Raw genomic sequence first — 16,630 nt, 5'->3', positions numbered from 1 at the left:
AACTATGTCGAATCGTTATGCAAAATATGACAAACTGAAATTTGACTACCCGGCGGATCGCGTGCTGCGCATCACGTTCGACCGGCCCGAGACCTTCAACTCAGTCGATGCCGAAACCCACACCCAGATGACGGACATGTGGATCGATATCGACCGCGACCCCAACATCAACTCGGTCATCGTGACGGGTGAGGGCAAAGCGTTTTCCGCCGGTGGTGATTTCAGCCTGATCGAAAACATGATCGGCAATTCGCATGAGATTATGAAGACGTGGAAAGAAGCCAAGGATCTCGTCTACAATATCATCAACTGCAACAAGCCGATCATTTCCGCGATCAACGGCCCTGCTGCCGGCGCGGGCCTTGTGGTTGCCATCCTTGCCGACATCTCGATCGCTGGAAAACGGGCCAAGATTGTCGATGGTCATCCGCGCCTGGGTGTTGCCGCTGGCGATGTCGCGGCAATCATCTGGCCGCTGCTGACCTCGATGGCCAAGGCGAAATACTATCTGATGACCTGCAAGCCAGTGTCGGGCGAAGAGGCCGAGCGCATTGGTCTGGTGTCAATGTGCGTCGAAGATGACGAGCTGCAGCAGATCGCTTTGGACACGGCCATCGAACTGGCCAACGGCTCTCAAAGCGCGATCCGCTGGACCAAGTATTCGCTGAACAACTGGCTGCGCCAGGCCGGCCCGATCTTCGATGCGTCGACTGCGCTGGAGATGCTTGGCTTCATGAGCGAGGACGTCAAGGAAGGTGTTCTGTCACACCGGGAGAAGCGCGCGCCAAACTTCCGCAATGACTGCCCGCTCTAACACCTGATTGGACGAGGAGGCATGGAAATGTCTGAAGATATCTACCAAGAAGTAGCTCAAGCCTATGCCGCTGCGGCCGAAAAGGCCCCTGGCCTGAAATCGCGATTCACGGCTGCCGGATTCGATCCGGCAGCCGTCAAATCGGTGGCGGACCTCTCGCGTCTTCCAGTGATGAAGAAGGAAGAGCTTCTGAAGATTCAGCGCGAAAACCCGCCTTTTGGTGGGTTTATCGCCTCGGATCTGAAGGATATTGGACGGATCTATGTGTCCCCCGGCCCGATTTTCGAACCGGCCCTTTCGGGCGGTGGCGGTCACGGCCTGGACCTGCTGTTCAAGGCGGCAGGCGTGGGGCCCGGAGATATCATCCTGAACACCTGGATGTATCATCTGGTGCCGGCTGGCCTGCTGTTCGACGAAGCGGCACAGACCGCGGGCGCCACGGTGATCCCCGGCGGCGTCGGCAATACCGAACTTCAGGCACAGATCATAGTCGAAACCGGCGTGACTTCGATCTGTGCTTCGACTGCGTTTTTCCTGACGCTGGCGGAAAAGGTGATCGAAACCTATGGCCAGGACGCATGGAAGGTGAAAACCGCGTTCCTCGGCGGTGAGATGGGCGACTGGATGGCCAAGCGCCGCCGGATCGAGGAAGACTATGGCGTGTCAACCTGGGCTGCCTATGCTACCGCCGATCTGGGCCTGGTCGCCTATGAGGATGGCGGCGAAGGCTATATCGTTCATCCCGACCGCGTGGTGCAGATCTGCGATCCGGTCAGTGGCGAACAGGTCGCTCACGGGGAACCGGGTGAGGTTGTAGTGACCGCGCGCGATGCCACCTGGCCGATGATCCGGTTCGGTACCGGCGACAGCGCCCTTGCGCTGAAAAGCAATGCGGATGGCTCTGTCAGCCGGATTTCAGCATTGCAGGGCCGGGTCGGGGCAGCGGTCAAAGTGCGCGAGATTTTCGTTTATCCGCGCGTGGTTGAAGAAGTTGTCATCGGTACGCCGGGCGCAAAGGCCGCGCAGGCCGTGGTAACACGCGAGAATGGGCGCGATATAATTCGCCTTTCGATTGTGCTGGAAGACGGTGCCGACGCTTCTGCTGCGGAAGCATCCGCCGCCGAAACCTTCAAACTGCATGCACGAATTCGTGCTGATGAGGTGAACATTGTTTCGGAACTACCCGAGAATACAGAACTGATCGTCAACCAAAAAGACGGCTGAGCACTGGAACTGTGGGCTTTGCCTGAATCCGACCTGTTAGCCGACACCGGCACGCGGGTTTTCGTGGACCCAAGACTTTCACCTTGGTGGAGGTCTTGGGGATCCCGGCCGCGTGTGCCCGTGCGGTGTCGCGGAAAGCGGCACAGGTCAAACGTGGTCGAAATCGACTGTCAGTTTTTTTGGTTTTCGGACGGGTTTGGCAGGTCAGGACAAAATTCTCCTTCAACTCCCAGGGCTCCAAAGCGTAGTTCAGCGTCATCTCTGCCTCGCCTTCGATTTCCTGATCAGGTGTCATCACAAAGCTGCGGGCGGTGCCATCAAGGATCGCCGTGACCTGAACTCCCTCTCCAGTGGCAGCTTCTCCGCATCCAGCCGGCCCGAGAGTGGCGGGGAATCGGTGCCTTCGCGCGTCAAGGTCGATCTCACCCATGTTTCTGGCCTTAGAAGGATCGCGGCATGCCGAGGATATGTTCTCCGACATAGGACAGGATCAGGTTGGTCGAGATCGGGGCCACCTGATACAGTCGGGCCTCGCGGAACTTGCGCTCGACATCGTATTCCCGTGCGAAACCAAAGCCGCCATGGGTCTGGATGCAGGCATTGGCCGCTTCCCAGCTGGCCTCCGAGGCCAGCAGCTTGGCCATATTCGCCTGCGCTCCGCAATCCAGCCCGGCATCGAAGCGCCTGCAGGCTTCAAAGCGCATCAGATTGGCGGCCTCGATGTTCACATAGGACCTGGCGATAGGGAATTGCACGCCTTGGTTCTGGCCGATAGGACGGTCAAAGACCACGCGGTCACCGGCATAGGCGCGGGCCTTGTCAACGAACCAGTATCCATCACCCATACATTCCGCCGCAATCAGGGTCCGTTCGGCGTTCAGCCCGTCAAGAATATGGTAAAACCCGCGCCCCTCGGTGCCGATCAGGTTCTCGGCGGGGATTTCCAGGTTGTCGAAAAACACTTCATTGGTTTCGTGGCCGGGCATATTGGCGATTGGGCGAACTTCCATCCCGTTGCCGATTGCCTCTTTCAAATCGACCATAAAGATCGACAGGCCCTGCGACTTTTTCTTGACCTCGTTCAGCGGCGTGGTGCGTGCCAGCAGGATCATCAGGTCAGAATGCTGGATACGGCTGATCCAGACCTTCTGGCCATTGATCTCATACCGGTCACCCTTCTTGACCGCGGTGGTCTTCAGTTTGGTGGTGTCGGTCCCGGTTGTCGGTTCGGTCACGGCCATGGATTGCAGGCGCAACGCGCCGCTGGCAATACCGGGCAGGTATTTCTGCTTTTGCTCATCCGAACCATGTCGCAGAAGCGTGCCCATGTTATACATCTGCCCGTGGCAATGGCCCGCGTTTCCGCCGCAGCGGTTCACCTCCTCCATGATGATCGAGGCTTCCGTCAACCCCAGACCCGAGCCACCGTATTCCTCTGGGATCATCGCGGCAAGCCAGCCCTCGCGGGTCAGCGCATCGACGAATTCCTCGGGGTAGGTTTCGTTTTCGCCGAACTTGCGATGATATTCTGGCGGAAACTGCGCGCAAAGTGCGCGCAAGGCGTCGCGCAGATCGGTATGAGTGTCTGGGGCTGACGTCTGCATCGGTTACTTCGCTCCCGGACCCGACGTTTCAAGAATTTCCTGCTCGGCACGCTGCCAAAGCTCATAGGAAATCGGGTTTTCGCTCTCTTCGAGGATATGACCGACCAGACCGATGGCGCGTGCCATAACGCCAAAACCCCGCACGATCTTCCAGGGGAAGCCAAATTCACAGCAGATTGCTCCGATCGCCCCGGTGGCGTTAATCGGCAGCATCTTACCCGATTTTTCTTCGGCAACGGCCTGAATTTTCTGGATCAACTCGATGTATTCACCGGACTTGCCGTTCTCGGCAGCGATCTGGAACAGGCGCGGGGTGCGCGGATCGACCGGTTTGTGCACCGGATGTCCGAGCCCCGGCACGATCATCTTGCGGGCGCGGAATTTTTCCACCGTCTCGACGGCCAGCGCATCTAGATCGACACCGGTGCCCAACTTGTCCTGTGGCAGTGCCTCGTAAAGCATTTTCGAGGCACCTTCCATAGAACCGACAAAGACGGTGCCCAGCCCACACAAGCCAGCCGCCACAGCTGCCTGAAGCGATTCCGGCGCCCCCATATAGGTCATCCGCGCCGCCAGGGCCGAAGGCGTGATGCCATGTTCGACCAGGGTAATGACGATGGCGTTGAACAACCGGCTTTCCTCGGGTGTGGCCTTGCGCCCCGTCAACTGCAGAAACGCCAGATCGCCAAGGTTCATGTGGCCCAGGATCTCGTTGGGCAGATCGAGCCCACGCACGCAGATCTTGTCAGAGGTGCTCCAGGCAATGTCGGAGCTGATTTTTTCTTTGCGTTTTCCCATCAGACCGGATCCCACGAAAAGACATCCGCCGAAACTTCGAGCGGCGTGAACTGCGGTTTGAGCGCGGGAATGGCGCGCTCGGCGATTTCATCGGCGGTCCAACCATCTCCGGAATGGACCGACCTTACCGGGCGCGGCTGGTTGAACAGGAAGATCTCGTTCTTGCGAACCGCAAAGATCTGTCCGGACACGTCGGCCGCGCGGTCGCTCATCAGGAAACAGGCCATTGGAGCGACTTTGGCCGGTGTCATTTCCTTGATCTTTTCGACCCGTGCCACCTGTTCCGAGGTGTCTGTCTTGATAGACGAGATCATCCGGCTCCAGGCGAAGGGCGCGATGCAGTTTGACCGCACGTTCCAGCGTTTCAGGTCGAGCGCGACCGATTTCGAGAAGGCCGCGATGCCCAGCTTTGCCGCCGAATAATTCGCCTGCGCCAGATTGCCGATCAGCCCCGAGGTCGAGGTCATGTGCACCAGAGCACCGCCCTCTTGTTCGCGGAAATAATCGGCCGCCGCGCGGCTGGTGTTGAAGGCGCCGTAGAGATGGACCTTCACAACCGCGTCGAAATCCTCGTAGGTCATTTTGTGGAAGAACCCGTCGCGCAGGATGCCCGCGTTGTTCACCACCGCGTCGATTCGGCCGAATTCGCTGACTCCGGCTTCGATCATCGCGCGCGCGGCGTCCGGATCGGTGACGTTGCCGCCATCGGCGATCGCATCGCCGCCCTCCGCCTTGATCTCTTCGACGACTTTCTGCGCCGCAGTTTCTGTCTGACCGGTGCCTTTCAGGGATGCGCCCAGATCATTGACCACCACGGCGGCGCCTTCTGTAGCTGCCATCAAGGCGATATCACGCCCGATCCCACCGCCGGCCCCGGTGACCAGAACCACCTTTCCGTCAAGTGCTTTTGTCATCTTCTTGCTCCCTCAGCGTGACTTGCGGTATTTGTCCAACCCGCCGGTGTGCATGACCCGGCCTATGAGCGGCACACCGATGATCTCTTCTGCTTTGACCGCCGCTGCGATCAGCTTGTCCAGATCAATGCCGGTTTCGATGCCGAGCTCGTGACACAGGAACACTGCATCCTCGGTGCAGACATTTCCTGCGGCGCGCGCGTGGCCGTGGCCCGCGAAAGGACAGCCGCCAAGACCGGCGACGGAGCTTTCGAACATGTCCACGCCCATCGACAGGGCCGCATAAACGTTGGCGATCCCCAGCCCACGCGTATCATGGATGTGCATACCGATGCGCGCCTCGGGCGCCATTTCGCGCAGCGCGCCGATCATCCGTTTGACCGCCTCGGGGTTTCCCCATCCCATGGTGTCGGCGACCACGAGGATCGGCACGGGGATGTTCTCTTCTTCGCACAGCTGAAGGATAAAGCGGAAATCGTCCAAGATGCGCTCTTGCGGGATGGGGCCTTCGAAGTTGCAGCCAAAGGCCGTCATCACATAGGCCGCGTCGACGGTATATCCTTCTTCCTTGTAAAGACGGACCCAGTCGCGTTGTTTTTCCCGCATCTCCGCCGAGGAACAATTGTTGTTCGACTGGGCAAACGCCTCGGATGGATAGAACAGCAGGCGCGGGTCGATATCGACCTCATGCGCGGTCAGGGCCTTGCGAAACCCTTTGTCGTTCAGCCAAAGCGAGGTGTAATTCACCCCCGGCTTGCGTTTGATACGCTGGAACAGTTCACCTGTATCTGCCATCTGCGGCACGTATTTCGGGCTGACGAAACTTCCGACCTGAATGCGCTTCAGACCGGTTTCGCTGAGCATGTCGATCAGTTCGATCCGCTCTTCAACCGGATAGATTTTTTTTTCGATCTGAAAACCCTCGCGCGGGCCTTCTTCACGAAATTCTACGAATTTGGGAAAGTCGTTCATTTCATCACTCCTCGGATGGCAGAATCTCGGCGATGACCTGGCCGCGATCGACCATGTCCCCATTCGAGACGGATATATTGCTGGCGATCCCGGCCGCGGCCGCCCGGATCGAGATTTCGAGTTTCATCGATTCCATGACCGCAACCACGTCGCCTTCGGCGACAGTCTGGCCTTCGGAAACCTTGATTTCGACAATCATACCCGTCAGTGGAGAGGTCACGGCGCGATCCTCCGCGGCATCGCCGCCGGCAAAGGCAAGGGGCGCGGCGGGCCGAAAGACCAGGCGGCCTTCGGGCGTGTCCAGTTCGATCACGCCCGCGTGCAGGCGCGCGTCGATCAGATGGACGGTGTCGCCTTCGCCGACACGCCAACGGCCCGGGGTCAGTTCACGTGCCGACAGTGTCAGCGCCTCGCCTTTCTCCGAATGGACGGTGTACTTGGTGCCCGGTTTGACAGGGCCGATGCGCAGTTCTTCGGATACCTCGTCAGAATCGGTGAGCGTCACGCTTTGCCCTGCTTCCATGGCATCACCCCCCAAGCCAAGCCGCCAGCCGGTAAAGGCATCACGGTTGGTCCAGGGATTGGCGTTTGTGTCACCGCGCGACTGGGTCACGAAGAGAATGGCAGCGGTCGCTTTCCACAGATCGGTGCGGGTCAGGCCGGGTGCCCGTGTCAGCTCATCCAGCCTGCCGTCGATCCAGCGGGTATGCACCTGCATCCGTTCGAATTCATGGTTTCGCGCCAGCGCCGTGAGAAAGGCGCGATTGGTTTCGACACCTTCGACAGCGACATGATCAAGCGCCGTGGCCAGACGTGCCAATGCGGTTTCCCGGTCGGGCGCGTGCACGATCAGCTTGGCGATCATCGGATCGTAATAGGGCGTGACGGCATCGCCTTCCTCGACGCCGCTGTCGATACGCGTGCCCGACGGCAGGCTGAGTGTAGAGAGCGTACCCGTCGACGGGGCGAATTGCATACCCGGGTCCTCGGCGTAAAGCCGCGCTTCGACCGCGTGTCCATTGATCTTGAGGTCATCCTGTACCAGCCCAAGGCCCGCGCCTTCGGCAATCCGCAGGTGAAGCGCGACAAGGTCCAGCCCGGTTATCGCTTCGGTGACGGGATGTTCCACCTGAATGCGCGGGTTCACCTCAAGGAAGAAATACTCGTCTCCCGCGACCAGAAACTCGACCGTGCCCAGCCCGCGATAGTCCAGCGTTTCACCGAGGCGCACCGCGTCGCGCGCGATGTCGTCCAGAAGCGTGCGCGGCAGACCCCAGGCTGGGGCTTCCTCGATGACCTTCTGGTGGCGGCGCTGAAGCGTGCAATCGCGTTCGAACAGGTGCACCACATGGCCCTTGCCGTCACCTGCGATCTGCACTTCAACATGGCGCGCCTCGGGGAGGAATCGCTCCAACAGAAGCCCTTCGGAACCGAAGGTGGATTTTGCTTCGCGCAGCGCGCCTTCGATGTCCTCGACCAGCGTGTTTTCGTCGGTGACCAGCCGTTGTCCGCGCCCGCCTCCGCCGCCGACAGCCTTGAGCAGGACCGGCAGGCCCATTTGGCGCACCTCGTCGGCGATTTGCTGGGGATCTGACCGCGCGCCTTCTGCGCCCGAAATCACCGGGACGCTGGCCGCCACGGCGGCTTCTTTGGCGCTGGCCTTGTCGCCGAAACGTTCAAGCGTCGCCGGCGTCGGCCCCATGAAGATCATGCCGGCGGCTTCGACCGCACGAGCAAAATCGGGGTTTTCGGCCAGAAAGCCGTAACCGGGATGGATCGCATCCGCGCCCACCGATTGCGCGGCGGCAATGACCGCGTCAATTTTCAGATAGCTCTCGGATGCAGGTCCGGCGCCGATACAGACCGATTTGCCGATCTCGCGGACATGCAGGGCATTGGTGTCGGCCTGCGAATGCACGCCGACAGGGGTGATACCGCTGGCCCGCGCGGTGCGCGCGATCCGGCAGGCAATTTCGCCGCGGTTGGCGATCAGAAGCGTTTTGATTTTCACGGTTCGCTCCTCACATCCTGAACACGCCGAAGTTGGTATCGGCCTTGGGTCTGCGCGATGTCACATCCAGCATCAGCGCCATGACGTCACGGGTCTCACAGGGCTCGATCACGCTGTCGATCCAAAGGTTTGAAGCAAAATTATAGGCCCCCTGAAAATCCTCGTATTCCTTGCGGATCGGTGCCTTGAAGGCTTCCTCCTCCTCGGGGGTCCAGCTTTTGCCTTCGCGTTCGTTGATCTGCGCGCGCACCTGTGCCAGCACGCTGGCAGCCTGTTCCGGCCCCATGATCGCCGACCGTCCCGTCGGCCAGGCGAACATTGCGTCCGGCTGGAACGGTCTGCCCAGCATCGCCAGGTATCCGGCCCCGTAAGAGCCACCGGTGATAATGGTGAATTTCGGCACCCGGGCCGAAGACATGGCCGTGATCATCTTAGCACCGGCCTTGGCAATGCCCATCTGCTCGACCTCGCGGCCCACCATGAAGCCGTTCACATCGGCCAGAAACAGCAGCGGAATATCGCGCTGGACACAGAGATTGATGAAATGCGTCGCCTTCAACGCGGCCTCAACGAACAGCACGCCGGTATTGGCGAGAATACCGATCTCATGCCCGTGGATGCGGCCCCAGCCGGTCATGATGGTGTCACCATAGAGCGGCTTGAATTCATGAAAGTCGCTGTCGTCCACCAGCCGCGCAACAATTTCACGGTTGTCGGTCGGCACCTTGGGGTCGCGGCTGATGAGTCCATAAATCTCTTCGACTGGGTAGGCAGGCGCACGGGGCGCTTCGGGTGTCTTGCGGGGTTGGGGTTTTTCGCCCAGATGGCTGACAATTTCGCGCGTGATGGCTAAAGCGTGGGCGTCATCTTCGGCCAAATGGTCGGTCACACCGGAAACGGACGAATGCATCTTGCCGCCGCCCAATGTCTCGGCATCCACTTTTTCGCCGGTCGCGGCAAAGGTCAGCTCTGGTCCGCCCAGGTACATGAAGCCCTGGCCGCGTACGATGACCACCTCGTCGCAAAGCGCGGGGATATAGGCACCACCCGCAGTGCAGGGCCCCATAACCACGGCGATTTGCGGCACACCATCGCCGGACATGCCAACCTGTTGGTGAAAGATGGACCCGAACTGGCCTTCGTCGGGAAAGATGTTTTCCTGATCCGGCAGGAAGGCACCGCCGGAGTCCACGAGCGTGATGACGGGCAGACGGTTCTTCCATGCGATCTTCTGGGCGCGCACATGCTTGCGGGAAGTCATGCCGAAATAAGTGCCGCCCTTTACGGTGGCATCATTGGCGATGATCATGCACTGACGGCCTTCGATCACACCGATGCCGGTGATGATGCCCGCGCCCGGTGGCACGCCGTCATATTTGTTCAACCCGGCCAGCTCGCCGAGTTCCAGAAAGGGCGTACCCGGGTCGATCAGCCGTTCGATCCGTTCGCGCGGCAGGATTTTGCCTTTGTCCACATGACGTTTGCGCGCCATTTCGGGGCCGCCGACGCGCTGTGTGAGCCGGAGGGCATGTAGTTCATCGACCTTTTCGCGGTAAGACACGTCGTTGGCGCGGAAGTCGTCCGATCCGCTGTCGAGAAGGGATTTCATTTTTGTCATGGCAGGTCCGGGTATTTCCTGAGAACAAAGGCGACCTTTGCGGCGCCAGGTTTTTCGAAAGTGTCGGCCGCAACCAGGTGAACGTCGGCCTTGAAGACCAAGGAGTCGCGCAGCCGCTGCTCGATTTTCTTCTTGAGGGTGACGTCATCGGCCGGGTTGCGATTGGGGCCGCGTTCGACAATCACCGTCAGCGCACCCTGCGTGGTGTGGCCCTCGAAATCGGCCACGATGCGCATGACGCCGTTGGTGTCCGGTACCATTTCGGTAATGATGCTGTTGATGGCCGACGGGAAGACATTGGCCCCGCGCACGATCAGCATGTCGTCGGTGCGGCCGGTGCAGCGAATCTTTGGTCCGGTGCGGCCGCAGGAGCATTCGGTATCGATCACTTCGATATAATCGCCTGACCGGAACCGCACGAGCGGGCTCGCCTGGCGGCCGAGCGCGGTATAGACCATCTCGCCTTCTGCGCCTTTTTCCCAGGGAATGATCCTTCCACTCTCTGGTTCGAGCAGCTCAGTCAGGACATAATCCATGTTGACCATGTGCATACCCGACTGGGCGTCGCATTCGGCCCAATAGGTCACGCCCAGATCGGTGCCGCCCAGCATTTCGGTGCATTTCGCACCCCAGGCCTCTTCGATCTTTGCCCGAATTGCGGGAATGCCGCCGCCGGGTTCGCCGCCGACGATCACACGCTCAATACCCAGTTCGCTGGCCTTGCATCCCAGCACCTCGGGAGCCTTTTCGGCCAGGTGCAGCACAAAGTTCGGGGCGCCGACCACGCAACGTGGGCGGGTGTCAGCGCAGGCGCGCAGCAGCCGTTCCGCACCGCCATCGGCGCCCACCGGCACATCAATCGTGCCCATGTACTGCAATCCCTGCATCACGGGGATGCCACCGACAAAGCCCTTGGCGAGCGAAAACGCGTGCAGCACCATGTCGCCCGGCCGCACGCCATTGGCAAAGAAACAGCGCGCCGTCATCTCGTGCCACATTTCGGCGTCGGATTCGGTCAGGGCCACATATGAGGGGCTGCCGGTCGTGCCCGACGAGGCCTGCATCTGGATGATCTCGTACATGGGCGCGGCGCGGTGTTTGCCGAACGGCGGTTCGGCGGCCAGGCTTTCGCGGATCTCGGTCTTGTAGGTATAGGGCAGTTTCTGCAGGTCTTCGAAGGTGCGGATATCGTCGAAATCCACACCGGCTTTCGCGAACTTCTCCTGATAGAAAGTCGAGTTTGCCTTGAGATAGGCCATCTGATCGCGCAGCCGCTCTTCCTGAATGCGGCGCACCTCGTCGAGCGGCGTGCCCTCGATCGCGTGCCAGAAGCGATCATTTACCTTGTCGGCGGCATCTTCCCGCCGGAAGCGCATTCCAAATTGCATGTCGTTCTCCGTTCCAAGCCGTGGCGATCAATAGGATCGCGGCAGACCCATGATCTTTTCGCCGATGAAGCTGAGGCACAGCTCGCGGTTCACGGGCGCCGTGCGCAACAAGCGCACCAGCGGGTACATCTCGTATAGTCCCGTATCCTCGGTGAAGCCCGATCCGCCATGCGCCTGCAGTGCGGCGTCCACCGCTTCGATCCCGGCTTCGGCGGCGGCGTATTTCGCCATGTTCGACGACGCCCCCGCGGGCAGCTTGTTGTCAAACTCCCATGCCGCGCGCCGGGTCATCAGACTGGCCATTTCGACTGCCGTATGAGCCTTGGCCATCGGATGCTGCACACCTTGGTGCGCGCCAATGGGTTGGCCGAACACATTGCGTTCGGAGGCATAGGCCACGCCCTTGTTCAGGGCGAACCGGCCGATGCCGCAGCACAGAGCGGCCAGGATGATGCGTTCGGGGTTGAGGCTGTCGAACAGGATCGAGAATCCTTCATCAACTTCGCCGACCACATCCTCGGGGCCCAGATCGACCTCGTCAAAGAACAGCGTCCACTGTTCCTCGGGCAGGGGGATCGAGATCTTCACCCGCTGCTTGTCGACGCCTTTTTTCTTCAGATCCACGGCGAACAGGGTAAAGCCGTCGGTCTTGCGGCTGACCTCGGTATGCGGTTTGGTCCGCGCCACCACGAGGCAGTAGTCGGCCACTTCGGCCCCGGTGATGAAGGTCTTTTCGCCCGACAGGCTGAACCGGTTGCCTCGACGCTTGGCCAGCGTAGTGGCCTTCATCGTGTTCGACCCTGCGCCGGGTTCCGTGATCGCAAAACAAAACTGAATTTCGCCGCGGCAGGCAGCCGGCAGCAGTTCTTTCTTGTGGAAATCGCTCCCGTGGGTGGCGATATGGGCCAGAGACATGGTCGGCCCGACCACCATCATCAAAAGCGGAATGCCGTGATTGGCAGTGCCCTCCATGAACAGGGCCATTTCGGTCATGCCAAGACCCGCGCCGCCGTATTCTTCGGGCACCATGATGCCGAGGAAGCCGTCATCGGCGATTTGGCGGAACATTGCGTGCGGGAACTCATGCCTGCGCGCGTGATCCAGCCAATACGCATTGTCGTATTTCTGCGCCAACTGACCGCCGTATTCGTAAATCTGGCGCTGTTCGTCGTTTAAAGTGAATTCCATGTTTCGTCCTCAGGCCTTGAATTCGGGGGTGCGCCGGTTCTCGAATGCGTCGAGTCCTTCGGTCACGTCATCGTTGGGCAGTGCACGCACCGCGGCATCGCGCTCAAGCCGCATCTGCTGGTCGATACAAAGGTCCGCGCCTTCGCGCGCCAACCGCTTCATCTCGGCGATGCCGGGACGTGAACGGGTGGCGATTTTCTCGCAGTATTCCAGCGCGGACTTGTGCAGGTCCACATCCGGCACAACGTAGTTGACCAATCCGGCCTCTTTGGCCTCGTCCGACCTGAGCCAGCGGGCCGAGAACATCAGGTCGAGCGCCCTGCGCTGCCCCATCAACCGTGTTAGCCGCTGCGAGCCACCCCAACCGGGAATCAGCCCGAATTGCGCGTGCTGATCGCCAAACTGGGCGCTTTCGGCCGCGAAACACACATCGCATGCCAGCATAAGTTCGATCCCGCCGGCCAGACACAACCCCTGCACTGCCACCACGATAGGGAGGGAGGAGGTTTCGAGCGCTCGCAGGTTGTTCATGCCAAAGGCGATGAAATGGTCCAGCGCGGCGGGATTGTTCAATTTACCTTTCACTTCCACCAGATCGGCGCCGGTGCAAAAGTTCTTGCCTTGCGCCCGGATGAGGATCACCCGGATATCCGGGTTCGCCTCGAATTCCGACCGCGCAGCAGAAATGCGCTCATGCACGTCAAGTGAAAGGCAATTGAATTTCTCGGGGCGGGCCAGTTCGATGATGCCGGTGTTGCCCTCGGAAGTGGCGAGGATGGGGTCGCTCATTTCGAGGCTCCCTTCGCTTTCTTGTCATACTGCAGCGCCATGCGACCGACCTTCTCGCGGGCGATCACCAGCTTCTGGATCTGCGCGGTGCCGTCACCGATCTGCAGGCCGAGCACATCGTTGTAGCGCTGGTGGTGGGGCAGGTCGGTGGTGTAGCCGTAATGTCCGTGCAGGATCAGGCACTGGTGCAGGATCTCGCAGGCGGTTTTGGGCAGGTACCATTTGCACATGGCGGCCTGAGAGGTGTGGGGCAGGCCACGGTCGCGCAGGTCCAGCGTGTAATAGCAAAGCTGGCGCATCATGGTCAGTTGGGTCTCGGCCTCGGCCAAGGGAAAGCTGACACCCTGATACTGCACGATCGGGGCCCCGAATGCCTCGCGTTCCTGAACGTAGGCCCAGGTTTCATCCACCGACGCTTGCGCGGCCCCCAGGCACTCCAGCCCGATCAGTGCGCGGGAATAGTCGAAGCCCACCATGATCGTGCCAAAGGCACGGTCCTGTTCCGACATCATATTTTCGGCCGGCACGAAAACATCGTCAAAGAACACCGACCCGCGCCCGACAGGCTTGGTGCCGATGTCGTCAAAATGGGTGCGCTTGATGCCTTCCTGGTTCAGGTCGACGAAAAAGGCGCTGACCCCGCGTGAGCCGCCGTTAGGATCGCCAGTGCGCGCGAAAACCACGGCAGCATCGGCCTGGGACGCAAAGCTCATCGAGGTTTTCTCGCCGTTCAACCGCCATCCGTTCCCAGATTTCTCCGCCTTTAGAATCAGATTGGCCGCATCTGACCCGCCACGCGGCTCGGTCAGACCCAGACCAATGACAGCTTCACCCGAAACAACTTTGGGAACCCATTCCGATGCGATCTCTTTGGACGCGTGCTTGGCCACCATGCCGCCCATGAGAGAGCCCAGAAGCTGCACGTAACTTGCGTTGAAATCGGCATAGGCGATCTCTTCGACGATCAGCCCCGACGTGACAGAGCTTTCGCCCAGCCCACCGAATTCTTCAGGCAGATCGGCCCCGATCAGGCCCAGTGCGCCCATCTCTTTGATCAGGGCGCGATCAAAGGTGTGGCCGCTTGCGCGCTCTTGATAAGTGGGCGCAAGTTTCTCAGTTGCGAAGCGCTTCGCGGTTTCGCGAAACGCCTTTTGATCTTCTGTAGGCTGGAATTGCATCGGTGCTCCTCCTTATGGCCGAAATTTATCTTTCCAAAAATCTAACAGATGTTAGAATATAGATCAAGAGTAATTTTGAGGAGGAGGATCAAAATGGAAAATAGACCATCGGGGAGCTTTGAAACCATGCTTTCCCCTATTCGTGTAGGCCAGCATGCATTGCGAAATCGTGTCATCATGGGGTCGATGCACACGCGATTGGAAACCGAGCCTGACGGCTTAGCCAAACAGATCGCATTTTACGCCGAGCGTGCGCGGGGGGAAGCGGCTATTCTGGTCACTGGCGGGTTTTCGCCCAATGCCGAGGGTATATTCGATCCAGAAGGTCCGCGAATCGATGACCCCGAAGAAGCGCTTAGCCTGCGCCCGATCTGCGAGGCGGTGCAAGCCGAAGGTAGCCTGATTTGCGCGCAACTTCTTCACGCCGGGCGCTATGCAAAGATCGAAGGGTGTGTGGCCCCGTCGCCGATCCGCGCCCCGATCAACCGTTTCATCCCGCGTGAAATGACCGAAGCCGACATTCTCCGTACCATTGAGGATTTTGCCGTGGCCTCTGCGAATGCGCAGGCCGCAGGCTTCGATGGCGTCGAGATCATGGGGTCCGAGGGATACCTCATCAATGAATTCACCGTTACTCACACCAACAAGCGCGACGACGACTGGGGCGGAAGCGCTGAGAACCGTCATCGATTCCCGGTCGAGATCGTGCGTGCAGTACGTGAACGCTGTGGTCCCGACTTCCTGGTCATCTATCGGATTTCGGCGGCCGATCTGGTCGAGGGCGGCGCGCCCGCCGATGAAATTGCCGCACTGGCGCGCAAGATCGAGGCAGCAGGTGCGGATATTCTGAACACCGGCATCGGCTGGCACGAGGCCCGCGTGCCGACGATTGCCTATCCGGTGCCGCGTGGTGCCTGGCGCAAGGCGGCAGCCAACGTCAAAGCGGCGGTATCGATCCCAGTGGTCGCTTCGAACCGGATCAACACACCCCAGCTTGCCGAAGACATACTTGCCTCTGGCGATGCGGACATGATCTCGATGGCGCGACCGTTTCTGGCCGATCCGCATTTCGTGAAAAAGGCGCGAGAGGGCCGCGCGGACGAGATCAACACCTGCATCGCCTGCAACCAGGCCTGCCTAGATTTCATCTTTTCGGACCGGCCGGTCGGATGTCTGGTCAATCCAAGGGCCGGGCGTGAAACGGAATTCCGGGACACGCCAGCCGACACGCCAAAGAAAGTGGCCGTCGTTGGCGGTGGTGCCGCGGGCATGGCCACAGCCGCTGAGGCGGCGCGGCTGGGCCACGATGTCACGCTGTTCGAGGCGCAGGACAAGCTGGGTGGTCAACTGAACCTGGCGCGCGCGGCACCGGGCAAGGACGAGTTCGACGAAACTCTGCGGTATTATGCCGGTCAGATGCAGAAACACGGGGTCTCGCTGCGTCTGGGACATCGGGCAGAGGCGAGCGATCTTGACGAATATGACCATGTTGTTATCGCCACCGGGGTCACGCCGCGCATTCCCGACCTGCCGGGTATCGACCATCCCAGCGTCGCGACCTATGCCGAAATTCTGTCCGGTGACCGCGAGGCGGGCGACCGTGTCGTGGTGATGGGGGCGGGGGGCATCGGTCATGATGTGGCCGAGTTCCTGGTGACCGAACCCGCCGAGACCGCCAATTCCGACGTCTTTTGCGAAACCTGGGGTGTGGACCCCGAATTTGTCCCCTCGGGTGCCCTGGCGGGCGACCCTCTGGCACCGAAGCCGTCGCGCCGCAAGGTCGTCATGCTGCAGCGCAAGACCGCTAAACCGGGGGCGGGGCTTGGTGTTTCGACAGGGTGGATCCTGCGCAACGCGCTGCGCAAACATGGGGTCGAGGCAATGGGCGGCGTGACCTATGAATATATCGACGATGCGGGGCTGCATATCGTCGCGGACGGAATGCCAAAGGTCATCGCAGCCGATACAATTGTGCTGTGCACCGGTCAGGAACCGGAACGGGCCCTGGCCCAAGAGCTTGCCGCGCGCAGCGTCCCGGTTACGATGGTCGGCGGGGCAAAGGAGGCCGCCGAACTGGATGCGCTGCGCGCCATTGATGAGGGTGTGCGCCTGGCGCAGGATCTCTGAACCGA

The 16,630-nt window shown here is 60.3% G+C and carries 14 protein-coding genes; 3 read left to right on the top strand and 11 right to left on the bottom strand.

The genetic code is table 11. The features are described from left to right. Positions 1-4 precede the first annotated feature (4 nt). Positions 5-814: an enoyl-CoA hydratase/isomerase family protein gene (locus tag GUA87_RS02815; protein ID WP_193714996.1), complete on the top strand. Its 810-nt coding sequence runs from the start codon at positions 5-7 to the stop codon at positions 812-814. Between the two features lie 27 nt (positions 815-841). Then, on the top strand, positions 842-2,038 hold the full coding sequence (locus tag GUA87_RS02810) for a phenylacetate--CoA ligase family protein (protein WP_227711658.1): 1,197 nt from the start codon (positions 842-844) through the stop codon (positions 2,036-2,038). Here the strand turns inward: GUA87_RS02810 and GUA87_RS02805 are convergent. From GUA87_RS02805 to GUA87_RS02755, 11 genes are read right to left on the bottom strand one after another with little or no spacing between them, the layout of a single operon-like run. Beyond that, positions 2,019-2,519 carry a hypothetical protein gene (locus GUA87_RS02805; protein WP_193714994.1) on the bottom strand — a complete coding sequence of 167 codons (501 nt, stop codon included), beginning with the start codon at positions 2,517-2,519 and terminating at the stop codon, positions 2,019-2,021. The two genes, GUA87_RS02810 and GUA87_RS02805, sit on opposite strands and share 20 nt — an antisense overlap. After that, positions 2,479-3,642, bottom strand: coding sequence for an acyl-CoA dehydrogenase family protein (locus tag GUA87_RS02800; RefSeq protein WP_193714993.1), 1,164 nt, complete (start codon positions 3,640-3,642; stop codon positions 2,479-2,481). The genes GUA87_RS02805 and GUA87_RS02800 overlap by 41 nt, the downstream gene beginning before the upstream one ends. 3 nt (positions 3,643-3,645) lie before the next feature. Then, positions 3,646-4,440 carry a citryl-CoA lyase gene (locus tag GUA87_RS02795; RefSeq protein WP_193714992.1) on the bottom strand — a complete coding sequence of 265 codons (795 nt, stop codon included), beginning with the start codon at positions 4,438-4,440 and terminating at the stop codon, positions 3,646-3,648. Next, complete coding sequence (locus GUA87_RS02790; protein ID WP_193714991.1) at positions 4,440-5,354, bottom strand: SDR family NAD(P)-dependent oxidoreductase; 915 nt, start codon at positions 5,352-5,354, stop codon at positions 4,440-4,442. Before GUA87_RS02790 ends, GUA87_RS02795 begins: the two co-directional genes overlap by 1 nt. A 12-nt stretch (positions 5,355-5,366) precedes the next feature. Further along, positions 5,367-6,326, bottom strand: coding sequence for a hydroxymethylglutaryl-CoA lyase (locus tag GUA87_RS02785; RefSeq protein ID WP_193714990.1), 960 nt, complete (start codon positions 6,324-6,326; stop codon positions 5,367-5,369). 4 nt (positions 6,327-6,330) lie between these two features. Then, entirely contained in the window at positions 6,331-8,337 is a 2,007-nt protein-coding gene (locus GUA87_RS02780) for a biotin carboxylase N-terminal domain-containing protein (protein ID WP_193714989.1), read from the bottom strand. A 10-nt stretch (positions 8,338-8,347) separates the two neighbouring features. Next, positions 8,348-9,955 carry an acyl-CoA carboxylase subunit beta gene (locus GUA87_RS02775; protein WP_193714988.1) on the bottom strand — a complete coding sequence of 536 codons (1,608 nt, stop codon included), beginning with the start codon at positions 9,953-9,955 and terminating at the stop codon, positions 8,348-8,350. Continuing rightward, positions 9,952-11,343, bottom strand: a complete 1,392-nt coding sequence (locus GUA87_RS02770) for a phenylacetate--CoA ligase family protein (protein ID WP_193714987.1) — start codon at positions 11,341-11,343, stop codon at positions 9,952-9,954. The genes GUA87_RS02775 and GUA87_RS02770 overlap by 4 nt, the downstream gene beginning before the upstream one ends. Before the next feature lie 27 nt (positions 11,344-11,370). Then, on the bottom strand, positions 11,371-12,531 hold the full coding sequence (locus GUA87_RS02765; protein ID WP_193714986.1) for an acyl-CoA dehydrogenase family protein: 1,161 nt from the start codon (positions 12,529-12,531) through the stop codon (positions 11,371-11,373). 9 nt (positions 12,532-12,540) lie between these two features. Further along, a complete protein-coding gene (locus GUA87_RS02760) occupies positions 12,541-13,320 on the bottom strand; it encodes an enoyl-CoA hydratase/isomerase family protein (protein WP_193714985.1) in 780 nt (259 codons plus the stop codon). Next, complete coding sequence (locus tag GUA87_RS02755) at positions 13,317-14,498, bottom strand: acyl-CoA dehydrogenase family protein (protein ID WP_193714984.1); 1,182 nt, start codon at positions 14,496-14,498, stop codon at positions 13,317-13,319. The genes GUA87_RS02760 and GUA87_RS02755 overlap by 4 nt, the downstream gene beginning before the upstream one ends. A 93-nt stretch (positions 14,499-14,591) precedes the next feature. Between GUA87_RS02755 and GUA87_RS02750 the strand changes: the two genes are divergently transcribed. Continuing rightward, the gene (locus GUA87_RS02750; protein ID WP_193714983.1) at positions 14,592-16,625 is read left to right on the top strand and encodes an NADPH-dependent 2,4-dienoyl-CoA reductase; all 2,034 of its coding nucleotides are present in this window, start codon (positions 14,592-14,594) and stop codon (positions 16,623-16,625) included. Positions 16,626-16,630: the final 5 nt, after the last annotated feature.

Source organism: Sneathiella sp. P13V-1 (genome assembly GCF_015143595.1).
Lineage (GTDB): Bacteria > Pseudomonadota > Alphaproteobacteria > Sneathiellales > Sneathiellaceae > Sneathiella.
The sequence above is the reverse complement of the archived record's forward strand: the minus strand, read 5'-3'. Positions and strand labels throughout refer to the sequence as shown.